Origin of the sequence: Mammaliicoccus sp. Q-M61, from assembly GCF_022386055.1 — a bacterium.
In the GTDB taxonomy this organism is placed as follows: Bacteria; Bacillota; Bacilli; order Staphylococcales; family Staphylococcaceae; genus Mammaliicoccus; species Mammaliicoccus sciuri_A.
The window spans coordinates 96,302-115,683 of the sequence record NZ_JAJNJL010000005.1 but is presented as its reverse complement, the minus strand read 5'-3'; the positions used below and the strand labels follow the sequence as shown (position 1 = coordinate 115,683).

20 protein-coding genes are annotated in these 19,382 nt (G+C 32.4%); 11 read left to right on the top strand and 9 right to left on the bottom strand.

Features of this window, described 5'->3' with window-relative positions; all coding sequences use genetic code 11:
* Entirely contained in the window at positions 1–684 is a 684-nt protein-coding gene (alsE, locus tag LQ677_RS08700) for a D-allulose 6-phosphate 3-epimerase (protein ID WP_159316148.1), read from the top strand.
* Between the two features lie 60 nt (positions 685–744).
* Here alsE and LQ677_RS08695 read toward each other — a convergent pair whose 3' ends face one another.
* From LQ677_RS08695 to LQ677_RS08685, 3 genes are read right to left on the bottom strand one after another with little or no spacing between them, the layout of a single operon-like run.
* Positions 745–1,920: an ABC transporter permease gene (locus tag LQ677_RS08695; protein WP_037590083.1), complete on the bottom strand. Its 1,176-nt coding sequence runs from the start codon at positions 1,918–1,920 to the stop codon at positions 745–747.
* Positions 1,917–2,597, bottom strand: a complete 681-nt coding sequence (locus LQ677_RS08690) for an ABC transporter ATP-binding protein (RefSeq protein ID WP_037590084.1) — start codon at positions 2,595–2,597, stop codon at positions 1,917–1,919. The genes LQ677_RS08695 and LQ677_RS08690 overlap by 4 nt, the downstream gene beginning before the upstream one ends.
* Positions 2,594–3,685 carry an efflux RND transporter periplasmic adaptor subunit gene (locus LQ677_RS08685; protein WP_191836129.1) on the bottom strand — a complete coding sequence of 364 codons (1,092 nt, stop codon included), beginning with the start codon at positions 3,683–3,685 and terminating at the stop codon, positions 2,594–2,596. The genes LQ677_RS08690 and LQ677_RS08685 overlap by 4 nt, the downstream gene beginning before the upstream one ends.
* Before the next feature lie 538 nt (positions 3,686–4,223).
* Here LQ677_RS08685 and LQ677_RS08680 point away from each other — a divergent pair.
* Entirely contained in the window at positions 4,224–4,832 is a 609-nt protein-coding gene (locus LQ677_RS08680; RefSeq protein WP_232194069.1) for a YIP1 family protein, read from the top strand.
* Between the two features lie 46 nt (positions 4,833–4,878).
* Here LQ677_RS08680 and LQ677_RS08675 read toward each other — a convergent pair whose 3' ends face one another.
* Entirely contained in the window at positions 4,879–5,058 is a 180-nt protein-coding gene (locus LQ677_RS08675; protein ID WP_037590087.1) for a VraH family peptide resistance protein, read from the bottom strand.
* 111 nt (positions 5,059–5,169) lie between these two features.
* Here LQ677_RS08675 and LQ677_RS08670 point away from each other — a divergent pair, with 111 nt between their 5' ends.
* Both LQ677_RS08670 and LQ677_RS08665 read left to right on the top strand, forming a co-directional pair.
* Positions 5,170–5,325: a hypothetical protein gene (locus LQ677_RS08670; protein WP_204188348.1), complete on the top strand. Its 156-nt coding sequence runs from the start codon at positions 5,170–5,172 to the stop codon at positions 5,323–5,325.
* Positions 5,326–5,353: 28 nt separating this feature from the next.
* Complete coding sequence (locus LQ677_RS08665; protein ID WP_158491171.1) at positions 5,354–5,515, top strand: hypothetical protein; 162 nt, start codon at positions 5,354–5,356, stop codon at positions 5,513–5,515.
* A 90-nt stretch (positions 5,516–5,605) separates the two neighbouring features.
* Here LQ677_RS08665 and LQ677_RS08660 read toward each other — a convergent pair whose 3' ends face one another.
* Entirely contained in the window at positions 5,606–5,854 is a 249-nt protein-coding gene (locus LQ677_RS08660; RefSeq protein ID WP_037590089.1) for a DUF3923 family protein, read from the bottom strand.
* A 141-nt stretch (positions 5,855–5,995) separates the two neighbouring features.
* Here LQ677_RS08660 and lepB point away from each other — a divergent pair, with 141 nt between their 5' ends.
* The gene (gene lepB, locus LQ677_RS08655; RefSeq protein WP_191836127.1) at positions 5,996–6,583 is read left to right on the top strand and encodes a signal peptidase I; all 588 of its coding nucleotides are present in this window, start codon (positions 5,996–5,998) and stop codon (positions 6,581–6,583) included.
* 62 nt (positions 6,584–6,645) lie between these two features.
* Positions 6,646–7,656 (top strand): aldose epimerase family protein, encoded by a 1,011-nt coding sequence (locus tag LQ677_RS08650; protein ID WP_191836126.1) that lies wholly within the window; start codon positions 6,646–6,648, stop codon positions 7,654–7,656.
* 78 nt (positions 7,657–7,734) lie between these two features.
* Here LQ677_RS08650 and gabR read toward each other — a convergent pair whose 3' ends face one another.
* Positions 7,735–9,120 (bottom strand): MocR-like transcriptional regulator GabR, encoded by a 1,386-nt coding sequence (gene gabR / locus LQ677_RS08645; protein ID WP_191836125.1) that lies wholly within the window; start codon positions 9,118–9,120, stop codon positions 7,735–7,737.
* Positions 9,121–9,222: 102 nt separating this feature from the next.
* Here gabR and gabT point away from each other — a divergent pair, with 102 nt between their 5' ends.
* The 3 genes from gabT to LQ677_RS08630 are packed head-to-tail and all read left to right on the top strand — an operon-like array spanning position 9,223 to position 13,274.
* Positions 9,223–10,509 carry a 4-aminobutyrate--2-oxoglutarate transaminase gene (gene gabT, locus LQ677_RS08640; RefSeq protein WP_037590092.1) on the top strand — a complete coding sequence of 429 codons (1,287 nt, stop codon included), beginning with the start codon at positions 9,223–9,225 and terminating at the stop codon, positions 10,507–10,509.
* Between the two features lie 31 nt (positions 10,510–10,540).
* Positions 10,541–11,932, top strand: coding sequence for an APC family permease (locus tag LQ677_RS08635; RefSeq protein WP_119498862.1), 1,392 nt, complete (start codon positions 10,541–10,543; stop codon positions 11,930–11,932).
* A complete protein-coding gene (locus tag LQ677_RS08630) occupies positions 11,895–13,274 on the top strand; it encodes an NAD-dependent succinate-semialdehyde dehydrogenase (RefSeq protein ID WP_239748307.1) in 1,380 nt (459 codons plus the stop codon). Before LQ677_RS08635 ends, LQ677_RS08630 begins: the two co-directional genes overlap by 38 nt.
* A gap of 83 nt (positions 13,275–13,357) precedes the next feature.
* Here the strand turns inward: LQ677_RS08630 and LQ677_RS08625 are convergent, their stop codons facing one another.
* The 3 genes from LQ677_RS08625 to LQ677_RS08615 all read right to left on the bottom strand — a co-directional run bounded on the left by LQ677_RS08625 (position 13,358) and on the right by LQ677_RS08615 (position 17,347).
* A complete protein-coding gene (locus LQ677_RS08625; RefSeq protein ID WP_191836123.1) occupies positions 13,358–14,575 on the bottom strand; it encodes a metal-dependent hydrolase family protein in 1,218 nt (405 codons plus the stop codon).
* A 17-nt stretch (positions 14,576–14,592) separates the two neighbouring features.
* Positions 14,593–15,762: a hypothetical protein gene (locus tag LQ677_RS08620; protein WP_037590096.1), complete on the bottom strand. Its 1,170-nt coding sequence runs from the start codon at positions 15,760–15,762 to the stop codon at positions 14,593–14,595.
* A 220-nt stretch (positions 15,763–15,982) separates the two neighbouring features.
* Positions 15,983–17,347 carry an amino acid permease gene (locus LQ677_RS08615; RefSeq protein ID WP_191836122.1) on the bottom strand — a complete coding sequence of 455 codons (1,365 nt, stop codon included), beginning with the start codon at positions 17,345–17,347 and terminating at the stop codon, positions 15,983–15,985.
* A gap of 494 nt (positions 17,348–17,841) precedes the next feature.
* Between LQ677_RS08615 and LQ677_RS08610 the strand changes: the two genes are divergently transcribed.
* On the top strand, positions 17,842–18,483 hold the full coding sequence (locus tag LQ677_RS08610) for a TetR/AcrR family transcriptional regulator (protein ID WP_126477348.1): 642 nt from the start codon (positions 17,842–17,844) through the stop codon (positions 18,481–18,483).
* 1 nt (position 18,484) lies between these two features.
* The gene (locus LQ677_RS08605; RefSeq protein WP_191836120.1) at positions 18,485–19,381 is read left to right on the top strand and encodes an ABC transporter ATP-binding protein; all 897 of its coding nucleotides are present in this window, start codon (positions 18,485–18,487) and stop codon (positions 19,379–19,381) included.
* Position 19,382: the final 1 nt, after the last annotated feature.

The window sequence follows — 19,382 nt, the reverse complement described above, 5'->3', positions numbered from 1 at the left end:
ATGGAGAATGTAAAGTTTTCACCATCATTAATGACGATGGACTTAGATAAATTTAGCGAGCAGATTACATTTTTGAATGAGCACGTAGAATCTTATCATATAGATATTATGGACGGTCATTATGTCCCGAATATTACACTGTCACCTTGGTTTATTGAACAAGTGAAGAAAATTTCTGACGTACCCATTTCTGCACATTTAATGGTCACTGAACCATCATTTTGGGTGGATGAATTATTAAAAGTAGATACAGATTATATATGCATACATGCAGAAGTCGTCAATGGTGTTGCTTACCGATTGATTCATAAAATCCATGATCATGGTAAAAAAGTAGGCATCGTATTAAATCCAGAAACACCCGTTGAAGTGATTAAACCTTATATTCAATATTTAGATAAGATCACAATTATGACCGTTGACCCAGGATTTGCTGGAGAAAAATTTATCGATGAAACATTAGATAAAATAGTAGAATTGAGAAAGTTAAGAGACGAGCATCAATACAAATATTTAATTGAAATGGATGGCTCTTCAAATAAGAAGACATTTAGTAAAATTCAAAAAGCCAATCCAGATATTTATATATTGGGAAGAAGCGGTCTATTCGGTTTAGATGAACGTATCGATGAAGCATGGCACAAAATGAAAGCAGATTTTAATGATGCATTAACAGAAGTATAATGAATAAAACCGCCACATGAGTTGGACGACAACTCATGTGGCGGTTAAATTATATTTAAACTATTTAATAATATCTATTAATTCTTTCTTAGATGCCGATCTTGCTGGTATCCAGCCAAATACAATACCAATTAATGTTGAAACGCCGACAGCAAGTAGAATAGAACCTAGACTTACAACACTTTGAACCATATCAGGCGTAACAGCTTCTACAAGTTTAGAAATCAAAATACCTATGATTAATCCGATAATGCCACCGATCAGACATAGCACGATACTTTCTATTAAGAATTGTATTTCAATGTCTCGACCTTTAGCTCCAAAAGCACGTCTTATCGCAATTTCTTCTGTACGTTCAGCGACTGAAATATACATAACGTTCATCACACCTATACCCGCAATGAATAATGAAATACCTGCTACTGCTGCAACAAAGTACGTAATGGCATCGAATACTTGTGTGATACTTTTCATGATTTCTTCCATATCTGAATACTGATAACTACCTTCGCTCATACCTGAACCTCTTTTGTTTAAGAGCTTAGCTGCCTTATTCGCGATTTCTTTTTTGTTATCATCGTTATCTACTTTTAATTCAAGTTGTGGAAGGTCCTGGCTTAAGTCACCCATATATCGATTGAAAGTTTCGCTTGGCATATTCACTGTATTTTCATACATAGGATTATTGACAATACCTACAATTTTAAATCCTTGGTCATCTATAAATAACGTCTTACCAATCGCGTCACCTTTGAACGCTTTTTTAGCAATTGTTTGATCGATTGTGACGACTTTTTCTTTCAATTCATTATCTGATTGTGTGAAACCTTTACCTTCAGATGCATTGTCGACATAGTCTTTTTTAAAGATATTGATGTCAGATTGCTTTTGTGAATTGGTCATTTTTGCCCCATAACTTTGACTGTCATCTTCTTTAATTTTAGCGTCTGTGACACCGTCTATTTGTTTGACGAGATCAATATCTTGTTTGTCGAATGGATTTTCTTTAGAGCCTTCCATATTTTCAGGCATGAAGCTAATCATAGCTTGTCCTTTACTCGCACCCGTATCAGCAAATTCATCAGATGCTGTCTTTTTAAAACCATTACCTAAAGACATAATGGTAATGACTGCAGCTATACCGATAATAATACCAATCATCGTAAAGATGTTACGGCGTTTATTCTTCATGATAGATTTGAGAGAGACTGATATGATATTCGGTAAGTTCTTCATTCTATCACCTCTTCTCGCTGAACACGGCCATCTAATATGTGTATCACGCGATCAGCTTGTTCAGCTACTTTACGATCATGCGTAACAATAATCATCGTTGTATTTTGTTCACGATTAAGTCGCACAAATAAATCCATAATATCTTTAGAAGTTTGAGAATCAAGCGCACCTGTTGGTTCATCAGCAATAATGAATTTAGGTTTATTGACAATCGAGCGCGCGATGGCGACACGTTGTTGTTGACCACCCGATAACTTATTCGGTACAAGATGTTTTTTATCTGCTATTCCAACGTCTTTTAAGACAGATTCAACACGTTGTTTACGTTCTTTTGAAGACATACCTGAATATAATAGGGGGATACTAACATTCTCCATAATCGTATTATTTTGTATCAATTTAAAATTTTGAAAGACAAATCCGACTGTTTTATTTCTAATAAAGGCAAGTTTATTATCTGAAACTTGTTGATAATTCTCATTATCAAACAGATATTCACCTGTGTATCCTCTATCTATAAAACCTAAAATATTAATCAATGTACTTTTCCCAGAACCTGAAGGGCCCATAATCGCGATAAATTCACCTGTATCAATAGATATATTAATATCTTTCAATATATGATTTGTTTCTTCTCCGTTTTTAAAGTGTCGATTAACATTTACTAAATTAATCATGATGCTATCTCAACCTTTTCACCATTATTTAATGTTTTCTTAGGTGAAATGATCAGTTTATCTCCAGATTTAAGTCCTTTCTCAACATATATTTCACCATTTTGTCGTTTAATATTAATATGTCGTTTATGAACTTTATGATTTTTATCGACAACAAATACATGATTGCCTTTTGTTAATACAGACTTAGGTAATTTAATCGTATCTAAAGGAATCTCTCCTTCAGTTGAGAATCCACTACGTACAGAAATGTCTAATTTACCAATCGTTACTTGATATTTAGAATTACCTTTTCCAATGCTTGGATTATTTGAAACAGGATTAGAAGTCTGCGTTGTTTCACTTTCTGGATCAGCAGTATTCATCGATTCACTTTGGTTACTATCATCGTAACTTGTAGGTAATTCAGAAATCTTTGTCACTTTCCCTTTACCTTGTTCACCAGTACTGTTCACCGTTACATTAACTGCATCGCCAACCTTAATTTTAGTAATATCAAATTCTGATACAGAAGTTTTGATTTGAGGTTCACTTGCGACTAATTTTAAAATCGCTTCACCACTGTTAGCGTCATTATCATTCTCCATTTCGACTTTACCATCAAATGAAGCATACATACTTTCATTTACTTGACGATCATACTGTGATAATTGCTTGTTAGCTTCACTTAATGTATTTAAATCTTTAGATAAAGTGTTTTGTAAATCATTATTGTTCGGTTGCTGATTAATATTTTGGTAGTCTTGATCCACCTTGTTTTGTGCAGCATTTACTTTATCTTGTAAATCTTGGCGCTTTTGATCATTCACATTATAGTTAATCAATTGATCACCTTGTTTAACAGATTGACCATCTTCAACAACAGTACTCACAAATTCACCTAACTGATCATTATTGTTATAAGTTTTAATTTTAGTAGGTGCAGCCTTACCAGAAATACTTAAAGGAGATTCCTTTTTAACTTTATATGTATCATAACCGTCTTTTTTATCATCTGTGTCATTTGTCGTTTGTTTTACAATAAGCGCAACAACAACTAACAAAACGATAACGATAATCCCGATTATCCAAAATAATTTACGCTTCAATTTATTCCACTCCTATATATTTTTATTCTCACATGGGAAATGTTATCACAGTTAGGAACAATAAAAAATAATACTTATGAGATTTAAGAATATTAAATTTGTAATTAATTATTCATGTTTTTTTATGTAATTCACAAACAATAGTGGAATCATACATGATTGATAGAGCGTAAAATTAAAAATATCCTTAAAAAAGCACAAAAAAATAACCATCGCTAACTTTGGAGGAGGCGATAGTTATTTAATAACTAATAAATTTTCCACCGTCTTTTTAACGGGCTCATAGGCAATGTGTTGTAGCACGTTGCCTTTTTCATTTACATAATAGCATAATTTGGTATATTTTGTCTATTTCTGTTGAGTGATCATATGAATATTTAATTTGCATAGTTCTTTAAGAAGTACATGAATATCATATTCTATGCAAAAATTAAATAACGATTATAAAATTTAAGAATATTAATTATATAATTAACTATTTTATTAATGCTTTATGAATGTTAACCTTAAATTATACAAAAAGCAAAGGAGTATAGTGATGAAACATTCAAATTTATTATTTGCACCAACTTTAAACAACTATAGAGAGCGACCTAAGTGGTTGTTAAATATGATTTTGGTCATTATTTTATCAGTTGCTTCAATATGGATTACATCAATAACAACGGATCTTACAGCTGATTTAAAAGAAGCTGGATTAAGTGAAACTGAAATTGATCAAATGTCTACATTTACTACAGTATTTGCATACATAGGTGGTATTTTAGCACCAATTATAGGCATTGCTTTTTCATTTCTAATTTTTCTTATCATCTCAAAAATTATGAAATCTGATGTTAAAGCTTCAAGTTTATTTGCAGCTGCAACGTTTGTAAAATTAATTACAACAATCTTTAATTTCATTGTTTTAGCTATTATAGCAATTGTTGGTTTAGATCCAGTTAAACACTCTATTACAAGTTTGGCAGTATTTAGCCAAAGTAATGATTATCTCGATGTATTTGATTTATCAACATTATTAGCAGCTTATTTATTTGGAGTTGTATTATATGCAACAAGTAGATTTAAAGGAAAGACAGCAGTAATATGGACTGTGATTTATCTTGTTGTCGTAATTGGAATAGGTTTAATTCAAGCAAGTATATAATGAATTGATCAATAAAGCCCGTTTTCAAGAAAACGGGCTTTAAATATTATTTATAATTTTTTAAGTAATACGCGCCACCTAAAAGTCCGACAGGAATTCCAAATAAAGGTGTGATTAAGACACTTAAGACAACAACCGCAACTAGTACAACTGCTATATTATAGCTTGTTAATTCTAACTCTAATAAGTCATCGTAGCTTTGCTTAATTAATTCTTTAACTTTCATACGTAACACTCCTTAAACTTTTTTCATAGCGTTATTTTTCTGATTATATAACATTATACCATTTATGACATTTTATGGTAAAATAATATACTAAATGAGGAGGTATGTCATATGGGTTTATATATAATGTTACTTTCATTTATATTAGGTTTAGTGATTGTAGTAGTTGGCATAAAACGTAGAAAAGAACATAATATTTATAAAGGATCTATAGTTGTTGGTGCGGTTCTTATTATCTTTGCTATTTATTTAGGATGGCCAAAATAAAGAATAGTATACTAAAGGGTGAATCTTTATGAAACAAATTATTTTATTAATATTAATAGCAGGTATACTTCCAGTTATCGCAACTAATTTAGAAGGAAGTTTAACCAATTTATCTGCAGTATTATGGGGAGTTTCAATATTTCTCTTTATAATAGCTGCATATAAAGTAGCAAAAAGGGTCATGAATTGAGGTAGCTCTTTTAATAAAAAACAAACGATACACTCTATGACTTCATCTCTTATTTAAGTGAAAGTGACGGAGTGTATCGTTAATTTATATTTACATATTTTGATTTTGAGCTTTTAACTTTTTAGAAGTGATGAGATTGACGATTAACCAAACAAGTTGTGTTAAGAATGGAATGATAAAAAGTGTTGCCATGATACCGATAGAGAACCATTTTATTTCTGTTGTTTGCACAGCTCCAGTGGCATCAACTTCTCTAAACCATAAAAAGATTGAGAACGTTAAAAATGCACCAACTTCAATGATAGTTAAAATCCACCACAATATCCAAGATACTTTCATGAGAATACCTCTTTTCAGTATAATATAATAATGTAATATTATCATTTAAATATTAAATGAGCAATAAAGGGAAGAATGCTTGAATATATGCTATCGTTTGAATAACATGTAAATAATAGTATGAGTTTGAGGAGGGTTACAGTGGTTAAGAATTTAATGGAATGGGTTGCGTCTATCGTTATTGCTATTGTTGTGGCGTGGCTTATTACGACTTTTTTATTTAGTAGATATGAGGTGCATGGACAGTCTATGTATCCTACGTTTAATGATAAAGACAATTTGATTGTTAGTAAAATTTCGAAAACGCTTGGTACGATTGATAGAGGTGATGTGATTATTTTTCATGCGAATGAAGAAAAGGATTATATTAAGAGATTAATAGGTGTACCTGGTGACACTGTCAGTTATAAGAATGATCAATTATATATCAATCATGAAAAAGTTGCAGAACCTTATTTAGATTTTAATAAGAAGCATAAATTCACGGAGTATTTAACGGAAAACTTTGATGTTTCAGATACAAAAAATTCTGATGGTGAAAAAGTAATTCCAGAAGGTAAATATTTAGTCCTCGGTGATAATCGTTTGAATAGTAACGATAGTCGCCAAGATGTTGGACTCATTACCGACGAACAAATTGTAGGGAAAGCTAAATTAAGAATTTTACCAACGAATAATATGAAATATGACTTTTACGCTGATTCGTTTGATCATGTAAATGAGAATTGATTGGAACAATATGCTAAACTTTAACTAACTGCATGTACACTTTATAGAATAGGATGAGGCTAATGTCATTTGAGATTGAGACTTTAGATAAAGAGAAGAATATAGATTTGATTACAATCTATGATGAGCGTTCAAAGATTCAATTTACGAATTTTGGTATGCGGATTGTCGATTGGAAAATTGATGATAGATCCGTTATCCTTGGTCCGACTGAAAGTGATGATTTAATAGAATATTATGAGCAAAATCCTTATTTCTTTGGTGCGACTGTTGCAAGATATGGTGGAAGAATTGAAAATGGTCAGTTTGTATTAAATGGTGAATCCTATCAGCTTGAACAAAATGATGGTGTTCATAATTTACATGGTGGCTCTAACGGTTTATATACTCAAGTGTGTGATTATGACATTGTTAATGAAGATGATATTGTTCGCATTGTATATCATGTAGAATTGAAACATTCAGTTGATCATTTCCCAGGTGATATTAACATGACCGTAACACATCAATATGATTTAACAAATTTGAAATGGACAATTATATATGAAGCAACGAGTACTGAAGATACTTTATTGAATCCGATGAATCATGTGTATTTTAATTTGAATGAAACAAATGCTTCTATTGAAAATCATCAACTTCATCATAACGTTCAATTCTATCCGCTTAAAGATAATCAAATTGTGGAATCTCTTGATACAGAGAATATTAATGTAGAAATTGGGAAAGATAGTATAACTTTTAAAGATATATTCGACAGTGGATTTCAACAAATCAATCAATTTAATGGTATTGATCATCCAGTGACATTAGAAGATGGCACTTTCAAAGTGTCGAATGATGAATTGGAACTTGAAATGACGACTGATCAGAATGAAGTTGTCATATTTACATTGAACGAAGTAGATTGGAATGATCATGAAGACTCTATTAATGTACATAGTGGCTTTACATTAGAAACGCAATCATTACCTAATGATATTAATTTATTAAATGAAACAGCACCATCAATTTTAAGAAAAGGCGACACATTTAATAGTGTCACAAGTTATCAAATCAATTATAAGAAATAGTTTATATAATAGAAGACAATCATACTTTCATGACCAAACTTGTTTAGAAGCGTTGGTTATGAAAGTATTTTTTTTTATTTATCGATGACTCTCATAAATAATGTCTTTTAATTTTAAAATAGCAGGTTCGATATCTTCTCGATTTATTTTCGCAAACCCGATAATGAGTGTCTTAAATGGTGTGTTTTCAGGTTCATCAGCCATGAAACGTCTAATCGTATATAATTCTATATCGTGGTCATGCGCCTTTTGTTCAATCTCTTGATAACTTAAGTCTGTCTTAATATTAATTAGAAAATGCAGTCCTGCCTCCATGTCGTATATTGAGACATCTTCTTTAAATGCTTTTTTTAATACTTTCAGAAAAAGCTCTCTCTTTTCAGTATAAGTATGATGCATTTTACGAATATACTTCTCATAGTTTCCAGATTTAATAAATAAATGTAGCGCGTAAGCATTAATTAAGCTTAAATCTGTAATGGATGTATCTGTTATCGCATCGAATTTATATAAAAGTGGATAGGGTAAGACCATATAGCTTATTCTCAAACTTGGCATTAATGTTTTCGCGAATGTACCCAAATATATGACACGTTCATTCTTATCCAAACTATATAATGAAGGAATATTGTCTGTACCATATTTATATTCACTATCATAATCGTCTTCTATAATATATTTATTATGTTCAGTTACCCAGTTGAGTAATTCAATTCTTCTTGAAATTGGCATAATCGTACCTGTTGGAAATTGATGTGAAGGTGTTGTCACGACAAAGTCAGGCTTAGCCTGTTTCACATGTTCAACAGATAATCCTTTGTTGTCTAGTGGAATATTAACGACATCCTGTCCCATGCCGATAAATAGATTTCTCATCCTTGAATAGCCGGGATTTTCGATAGCAATTTTTTGATTGTTTGAAATTGCTTTGAATAAGCTACTGAGTAAGTTCGCTGTACCTGATCCGACAATGATTTGTTCAGGGTAACAGACGACACCTCTTTTGTATGAAATCAATTGAGCGATTGATTTTCTTAGTTCAAGCGGTCCTTTATAAACAGGAATTTCTGACATTTCATGTTTGAAAAGGTGAAAAGCTTCTTTCACATATTTTGACCATAAGTCTATTGGAAATTGTGAGATATCTGTTGTCATATGTGATAAAGAATAACGATATGAAGATTTAATTTGAGTTGGGCTATTGTTTAAAGGTTGCGTAATATGTTGATCTTGAATGATTAACTTATTTAATGCTTCAACAAAGTAACCTTGTCTTTCCTTTGTGTAAATATAACCCTCAGCAAAAAGTTGTTCATAAGCATTCTTAACGGTGTTAATACTGACATTTTGATCGATTGAAAGTTGTCTTTTGGATGGTAATTTTTCGTGACTGTTATATTTCTGAGAGAGTATATCTTGTTTTAATTTGAGATAAATTTCTCTATATTTGTAAGTTTGAGTCATATCGTTCGCCCCCTCTGGTACTATTAAAAATTAAAAACTGGTACTTTTCATTATACCAATCTTTTTTTAATATGTACTAAATAAACAATAGGAGGGATTTTGATGGGTAAGACTCAAGAACAATTAGAATCTTTACGTAACGAATATGTAGCAAGAGGTGTCAGTAATGGTAATACACATATTGCTGATTTTGCAAAAGGGGCAACAGTTACAGATAAAGATGGTAAAGAGTGGATTGACTTTGCAGGAGCAATCGGAACATTAAACGTTGGTCATTCACATCCTAAAATAACTGAACATTTAAAAAACGAGCTTGAAAGATTTATTTTACCTGGTTTCAATGTGATTATGTATGAAAGCTATATTAAATTAGCAGAGAAATTAGCAGAAATTACACCAGGTGACCATAAAAAGAAAACAGTATTGCTAAATTCTGGTGCAGAAGCAGTAGAAAATGCTGTGAAAATCGCTAGAAAATATACAGGTAGACAGCAAGTTGTATCATTTATTAGAGGTTTCCATGGTAGAACAAATTTAACAATGTCTATGACAAGCAAAGTAAGACCATACAAATTTGGGTTTGGCCCATTTGCACCAGAAGTATATCAAGCACCATATCCTTATTTAGCAGATAAACCTGAAGGATTAAGTGATGAGGCATACATAGATTCAGTCATTAAAGATTTGAAGAATTTCTTTATCGCAACAGTGGATCCTTCAGAAGTGGCATGTGTAGTGATTGAGCCAGTACAAGGTGAAGGTGGATTTATCATTCCAGATAAGAAATTTATCCATGCATTAAAAGATATTTGTGAAGAACATGGTATCGTATTTATTGCAGATGAAATTCAAACAGGCTTTGCACGTACTGGTAAGACATTTGCAATTGAGCATTTTGATGTTATTCCAGATTTAATGACTGTATCAAAATCTCTAGCAGCAGGATTCCCATTAAGTGGTGTTGTTGGACGTAGTGAAATTATCGATAGCCCAAATCCAGGCGAAATTGGTGGTACATATGCAGGAAATCCACTTGCATGTGAAGCAGCATTAAAAGTAATTGAAATTATTGAAGAAGAAAACTTAAATGCTAAAGCTGAACAACTTGGTGCAACGATTCAATCAAGATTAGAAGCATTTAAATTAGAACATTCATTTATAGGAGATATTCGTAGATTAGGCGCAATGGTCGCAATGGAAATTGTTGATCCAGAAACGCAATCACCTGATAAAGTTAAAACGTCACAAATTGTTAAAGCAGCAAATGAAAATGGTTTATTATTATTATCAGCTGGTATTAACGGAAATGTGATTAGATTTTTAGCACCATTAGTCATTACAGATCAAGAATTAAACAAAGGATTATCAATCTTAGAATCTAGTCTTTAAGAAATTTGACTAATAAAAATGGGGTATAATTATGAATTCTCAATTTAATAAATCAATGAACATAGCAGACGTATTATTTCTCGCGATTGGCGCCATGCTTGGATGGGGCTGGGTTGTTCTTTCGGGAGAATGGATTTCACAAGCAGGATTTCTAGGTAGTATTATCGCATTTGTAATTGGTGGATTATTAGTAATTTTTATTGGATTAACATATGCAGAGCTTGCCTCTGCAATTCCTGAAACAGGTGGCGGATTTGTCTTCGTTAAGAAAGCATTTAGTCCAGGTGTAGCATTTATATCTGGTTGGTCAGTGTTATTTGGCTATGTATCTGTTATTACATTTGAAGCAGTCGCATTGCCAACTGTTATAGACTATGTCATACCATTTGAACATTCTGGCTTATTGTGGAATTTAGCTGGATGGGATGTTTACTTAACTTGGGTACTTATCGGTTCTATAGGTAGTGTTATATTAACGTCATTAAACTACTTTGGCGTTAAACCAGCTGCAGTTATGCAGACTGTATTTACAATATTTATTGTAGGTGTCGGTTTATTATTATTCTTTGGTGCAGGTTTCAATGGTGACTTTACACATCTTAAACCATTATTTAATGGTGGTGTAGGTGGAACAATGTCTGTACTAATCATGATTCCATTCCTATTTGTAGGGTTCGATGTTATTCCACAAATAGCTGAAGAAGTAAAAGCACCTTCTAAAAAAATTGGTGGTATTTTAGTTGTCTCTATCATAGCATCGGTTATCTTCTATTTATTAATTGTGTTTGGTGTTGCAACTGGTTTAACACCAAGTCAATTAAATACAAGTGAATTAGCTACGGCAGATGCAATGGTGAATTTATTTGGATCAAGTGGATTTGGTATATTACTCGTATTAGGTGGAATTGCTGGTATTATCACAAGTTGGAATGCATTTATTATTGGTGGTAGTCGTATTTTATATGCGATGGCAAAAAATAATATGATTCCTAAGTGGTTTGCATACATTCACCCTAAATACAAAACACCAACACACGGTATTATATTCCTTGGTGTATTAGCATTTGTTGCACCTTTATTAGGTCGACCTGCATTAGTATGGATTGTTGATGCTGGTGGCATCGGTGTTGTATTAGGTTACTTCTTAGTTGCATGTGCATTTTTGAAATTAAGAAAAAGTGAACCTAACTTAGAAAGACCATATCGTATTAAAAGTGGTAAAGTAGTCGGTTGGATTGCTGTTATTTTAAGTATTGCATTTATCGCAATTTATTTACCAGGAATGCCGTCATCACTTATTTGGCCACATGAATGGATTATCGTATTCGTATGGTACGGCATAGCAGCAGTATTATATTTAACAAAATCAAAAGGGGATGAAGTATTTGAAACAGCTAAAAGTATACAATCCAGCAACGAATGAAGTCGTTAAGTCGATTCCTTATACTTCTGAAGAAGAAGCCATTCAACAAATTGATAAAGCGCAAGTTGCATATGAATCATGGCGTGAAAAAGACGCACATGAACGTTCATCTCTTTTATTAAAATGGTATCAATTAATTGATGAACATAAAGAAGAATTAGCAGAATTAATTACATTAGAGAACGGTAAACCTTATAAAGAAGCATTAGGCGAAGTTGCCTATGCGAATAGTTACATTCAATGGTATCAAGAAGAAGCAAAACGTATTTATGGTAAGACAATACCTGCTAATCAAAAAGGTAAAAAAATTATCACTGATCCGTTCCCTGTAGGTGTTGTTGGTGCAATTACACCTTGGAATTTCCCAGCAGCAATGATTGCGAGAAAAATGGCGCCAGCATTAGCAGCAGGTTGTACAATTGTTTGTAAACCAGCTTTAGAAACACCATTAACGACGATAAGAATGGTTGAATTGGCACATGAAGCGGGTATCCCTGAAGATGCCATTCAATATGTTGTATTAAGTGGTAAAGACGCAGGTAGAATATTTACTGAAAGTCCAATTATACAGAAGATAACATTCACTGGATCTACACCAGTTGGTAAACATTTAATAAAAGATTCTGCAAATACAGTTAAAAATGTCACGATGGAATTAGGTGGATTAGCACCAGTTATTGTTCATAAAGATGCAGATATTGAACTTGCAGTTGATCAAACAATCGCGACTAAATTTAGAAATTCAGGTCAAACTTGTATAAGCGCAAATAGAATTTATGTACATCAAGATATAGAACAAGCTTATACAGAACGTTTAACTGAAAAAGTAAATGCATTAAATGTAGGAAATGGCTTAGAGGAAGGCGTTGAAATGGGACCTCTTATTAATCAACAAGCTGTAGATAAAGTCATTGACCAAATTAAAGATGCTGTACAAAATGGTGGAGAATTGTCATTACCATTAGAACAATTAAAATTAGGTGGAAATTTCTTAAAGCCAGTCGTTATTAGACAAGCTAATCTTGAAATGAAAGTAATGCACGAAGAAACATTCGGACCAATTGCTGCAGTCATGGCATACGAAGACTTAGATGACATTATTAAAGTTGCCAATGATACAGAATATGGTTTAGCCGCTTATTTCTTCACGAATGACTATCGTACAGGATTTGATATTTATAAGAAGCTTGATTTCGGTGTTATAGGCTGGAATGATGGTGCGCCATCAGCAGCACATGCGCCATTTGGAGGATTTAAAGAAAGTGGATATGGTCGTGAAGGCGGTATCGAAGGTATTGAACCTTATTTAGAAACTAAATATTTATCAATCGGTAATATGTAATAAATGAACCCCCTAAAAGTGACAACTTTTAGGGGGTTTTCATATGTATCTATTTCTAGAATACATTTTTAAATACTATGATATTATCTAATGTCTTTGACGATTTGACCGTCTATTGAAACAACTTTAATGTTATTTGGATCTCTTAATACTTTGATATCTTCTAAAGGATTTTGATCTAGTAAAATAAAGTCTGCTTTCTTGCCTACTTCAATTGTACCTAAGTCTTCGTCATAACCTAAACATTCAGCAGCTGTCTTAGTAGACGAAACAATGGCTTCCATTTCTGTCATGCCGTGTTCAACCATAAGCTCTAATTCTCTTAAATTAGTTCCATGTTTGAATACACCTGCATCTGTACCCATTGCTATTTTCACATCAGCTTGATGTGCTTTTTTAAAGCTATCAATATGGTCTTGCATGACTTGTTTAGATTTCTTAATAGAATTTTCACTCATACCTAGTTCTTCAGCGAATTCTATAACAGAAAGAGGTGCCAGTAATGTGGGTACGAGGTACATTTCTTTTTCTTTCATTAATTGAACAGCTTCATCATCCAAATAGATACCATGTTCAATTGAGTGAATGCCTGCTTCTATACATTGTTTAACACCTTGTAAACCTTGAGCATGTGCCATAACTTTTCGATTATTTCTAAATTGCGCTTCTTCTACAATGACTTTTAATTCTTCTAATGAGAATTGCGTATAATCTGGATGGTCAGTTGCACTTGTTACACCACCCGTTGCATGTACTTTTAATACATCAGCACCAGCTCTTAACATTTCGCGTGCTTTTTTACGGACTTCATTCACACCATCACATATACCACTCGGTAATCCAGGATAGCCATCTTGCAAAATAGGGAGTTGTATACCAGATTTAGTATAACTGTCTCCATGGCCACCTGTAATGGTCAATGCGTTAACACTTATTTGTAAACGTGGTCCGAGTATTAAACCATCATTCACAGCTTCTTTTAAACCTAAATCTGCGCCTAAAGCATCTCGAACGGTTGTAACACCTGCATCAACTGTTCGTTTTAAATGATCAATTGCTTTGAAGAAGTTATATGAAAAAGGTGTAGCTAATCTTCTCTCTAAAGGTTCCATTTCCAACATAACATGTACGTGACTATCGATCATACCTGGTAATAGATATTGACCATTGCCTTCTATTATATTGTCTCCATTTAAATGAGTACCAATTTCAGAAATGACATTATTTTCAACCTTTATATCAACACCTCGTTGAATGTCTTTTCCAGTACCGTCTATTAAATTGATGTTTTTTATAATCATATCTAAGTCCTCCTCAATTACTTAATAAAGTTCATTAATATAGATGTTAAAATAACAGATGCAACAGTAACTGTCGTAAACCCACCAATAATCATTGGGCTCAATAACTCATTAAATACATCTTCTCTGTCTTCCTCATTGTCAGTAACAGATCGACTGACTTCTTCACATAAAATAAAATCACCTGGAAAACCATATAATGCTGTTAAAGCAACAGGTAATGCTTTAGTTGGTTTCCATCCAATTAATTTAGCACCGATAAATCCACCAATTAAAATACCAATTGTACCTATAACAAGAATAGATAAAATAGCAGGTAGGTATTCCCATAAATCATGTGGTTTAATGCCGCCCATAGAACCGATAACGATTAAAATGATAATAACCATCATAATTGTGAATGATTGATTACGTTCCAGTTCTTTTTGTTCAAACAAGCCAATTTTCAAGCCGATGACACCAAATAATAAACTGATGAGTGTGAAATGAATGCCTGTTACTTCGCCAATCATGAAGGCAATACTTGCTAAGAAGAACATAATAAAGAGTCTGATGACATTGTTTTGAAGTAACGGATTCTTATTAAATATCGTTTCTTTCTTGGATTCATTTTTATTAGAAATATTAGCGACATTTTTATCTGAATGTCTATTTGCTAAGTAATATTTTGAATAGCGCTTCATAAGGATAGAACTTAATGGCATACCGATAACACCTTGAAGTGCTTGCACGATAGCTGGTAAAACAATGAGATTGGCCAATCCTAAATCTTGAAGCTTTTCGACTGTGATGAGCAGCGCGACGATACCTCCAGCAATAGGTCCAACACCTGAAGCGGCAGTACGGAAATCAAATAGGAGCGTAACGAAGACTAATATTAAGGTTGTAGAACCCAATATACCTAATATTGATATAACAACTGCTTTCCATTGTGATTTAAGTATATGAAGCGGCATCATTGTACCCATATGCATGATAACTGGTGCAATAATAAGCGCGCCTAGCGAAGGTAAAATGGCATTATCTAATATCTTTTCAGGTAAGACGCCTGCCCAAGATAAAAGCAAGTAACTGACCATTGCTGTTAAGAGCATTGGTACACGAGCCTTTGTAAGATAAGATATAATTTCCCCGAGAACGATTAATGCGAATAGTATTGTTGCTGAAATAAGCGGTTCACTAACCATTAGCATTCCCTCCTTTTTAAAGTTAATAGTCAAACTTTAGCATATCTAAATCAAGAAGTTAATAGTATTTTCTAAAAATTTAGAATATATAGATAAATATTACACTATTAATTGCATTCAATATATAACAAGAATTTAAATATTATTCGATGGTATATAACATTTGTTCAATAAAAAAACAGTAAACATGTCATATGACGATGTTTACTGTTTATAAGAATTATTTATTTGAAGTAGATTGCTTGCGTTGATTCAAATAATAAACAACAAGCAATAGTATAATCCATAAAGGTGAGTACATTAATGCTGTACGTGTATCATTTGCAAAGAACAAAATAACTAATACAAATACAAAGAATATTAATGCAAGATATGATCCAATCACACCGAATGGGTTTTTGAATTTAGATTTTTCGTGTAAAGATTTGTCTTCTTTTCTAAATTTGATATAACAAATTAAAATGATAGACCAAATAAAAATAAAGAATATCGTTGCCAATGTCGTAACGAGTGTAAATACATCATCCGGTATAAAATAATTTAATATCGCAGCGAAGAATAATACAACGCCTGAGAATATTAATGCTGGATAAGGGACACCACGTTTATTTGTCTTGCTTAATCCTTCAGGAGCATGGCCTGTTTGACCTAAACCATAAACCATACGACTATTACTGAATAATCCACTGTTTGCAGCACTTGCAGCTGAAGTTAACACGACAAAGTTAACAATACCCGCAGCAGCTGGAATACCAGCTAATACAAATAAATTAACAAAAGGACTTTCAGCAGGATCAATTTTATTCCATGGTGTAATACTCATAATGATTAATAAACTTAATACATAGAAAATTAAAATACGAATACCGATAGAATTAACCGCTTTAGGTAAATTCTTTTCAGGATCTTTCGTTTCACGAGCTGTTACACCTACAAGTTCAATTCCTACAAAGCTAAATACCGCCATTTGGAATGCCAGTAAGAAGCCCATAGTACCATTTGGGAAGAAACCGCCGTGACTATATAAATTATGAAATCCAGATTGAATACCCGTGCTAGATTTAAAGCCATTAAATATCATCCATAAACCAATAACAATTAATAATATAATGGCGATAATTTTAATAAGTGCGAACCAAAATTCGACCTCACCAAATAATTTAACAGTCATAAGATTTAAACCTAAGAGAATAACAACAGTCGCAATTGCAGAAACATATGCAGGAACATCCGGATACCAAAACTGAATATACTTAGCAACCGCCGTAATATCCGCTATACCCGTTGCAACCCAACAAAACCAATACGTCCATCCAGTTAAAAATCCGAATAAAGGACCTAAATAATGTTCAGCAATATCAATGAAAGAATTATAGTTACTATTTGAAAGTAATAATTCCCCTAAAGCTCTCATCATAATAAATAAGAAAAAACCAATAATAATATAAACTAATAAAATAGATGGACCCGCTAATGAAATACTCTTACCAGCCCCAAGAAAAAGACCGGTACCAATCGCGCCACCAATAGCAATTAACTGAATATGCCGGTTAGACATACTTCTTTTTAACTCATGATTTTCCATTTTCTATTCGCTCTCCTTAGATGCAATAAAACATATGTAAACAATAAGATTTAAAAAACAATATAAAAAGCATTATACTACGATTATTTGTATTTTGCATATTAATATAAATAAATGTTTTTAAATGTAAGACAAAGGTGAGGATATATAACACGATGAGTAATGTAAGTTTACTCATTTTTTGTACTTATAATTATTTGATATAGAATAAGAATAACTTAAACAAAGGAGGAGATTTCTTATATTAACAAGTATCTTACAACCAATCGTAGATTTGATTACAGCTTTAGGTCTTTAATTTAAATTGGATTTATTTTTTATCTGTGTATGCAAACAAAGGGGTCAGTACATAGTGCTGTAAGTACTAAAAAAGCCACCAATTCGTATTTTGCGAATTGGCGGCTTTTTTATTTAGTAATAATAGTTGACCAATGTGGTCGATAGCGTTATGATGTAGTCGACCGAACTGGTCTAATATGTTTTGGAAGGTGTATATGATGAATGATGCATTCTATAATTTAGATGAAGAAAAGCGTCAAAAAATAATCAATTCAGGGCTGATGGAGTTCTCTAATTATGGCTATCAACAAAGTTCTACGAATCGTATTGTTGAAAATGCTGGTATTGGTAAAGGGATGCTTTTTTATTACTTTAAAAATAAAAAAGGACTATTTAAATTTCTTGTGGATTATTCATTAGATTTCATTGAGGAATATTATTTTAAACAGATTGATACTTCTGAGAAAGATATTTTTAATAGGTTAGTTAAACAAGCAAAAATAAAATCTAATTTAATGACGATTCATCCTCATATGTCGAAGTTTTTAACGAAAATTGTTCTGGAGGAATCTGAACATCATTATATATCTGAAGAACAAGACCAACATATTAAACAATTACAAAGTAAAGTTCAAAATGCACTATTTGAAGATTTAGATAAGGATCTTTTTAAAGATAATTTAAATGTTGAAATGTCTATCAATATTATAAAGTACTCGATTGATGGTTTAGCAGAATCTATGAAGACACGAATAACGCATCAAATGATTGAGCAGAATGATTATCAAAGCTTTTATGATGAATTTGATTTATATATTAAGGAAATGCGTAAAATCTTCTATAAGGATCGTGATTAATATGACATTGTTAAAAGTAAATGATGTTTCGAAGACGTTTGGTAAATTTAAAGCTTTAAACGGTGTAAATTTCACTGTTGAAGAAGGAGAAATATTTGGATTTATCGGTCCAAATGGTTCTGGGAAATCTACGACCATTAAAGCAATTTTAGGCATGCTTAAACCTGATTCTGGTACTATTGAGGCATTTGATAAAGATGCTTGGAAAGATGCAGTTCAAATTCATAAACAAGTAGCCTATGTTCCAGGTGATGTGAATTTGTGGCCAAACTTAACAGGTGGAGAAGTGATAGATTTATTTCTGAAATTAAGTGGTGCTCGAAATGATGAAAAAAGAGATGAACTGATTAAAAAATTTGATTTAGACCCTACTAAAAAATGTGGGTCATATTCTAAAGGTAATAGACAGAAAGTTGCACTTATCGCTGCATTTACTACTGATGCACAACTGCTTATATTAGATGAACCGACATCTGGATTGGATCCTTTAATGGAACAAGTATTCCAAGCATGTGTATTAGAAAAGAAAAAAGAGGGCAAAAGTGTTCTATTATCGAGTCATATATTAAGTGAAGTAGAAAAATTATGTGACAGAGTCGGCATTATTAGAAAAGGTGAAATCGTAGAAATGGGAACGTTGGATGATTTGAGACATTTAACGAGAATGCATTTCGTCGTTCAGTCTAAAGGAGCTTTAACAGATTTAGAAGAGCAAGATGGTGTACATGATATATCTAAAGAAGGAGAGATGTATCATTTTCAAGTGGATTCAGAGAAAGTTTCTAATATTATTAAATATTTAAGTCGATTTGAGTTGCTGAAATTAGAAAGTATGCCACCTACATTAGAAGATTTATTTATGAGACATTATGGTGTGAATATTGAAAGAGGTGAGTAAT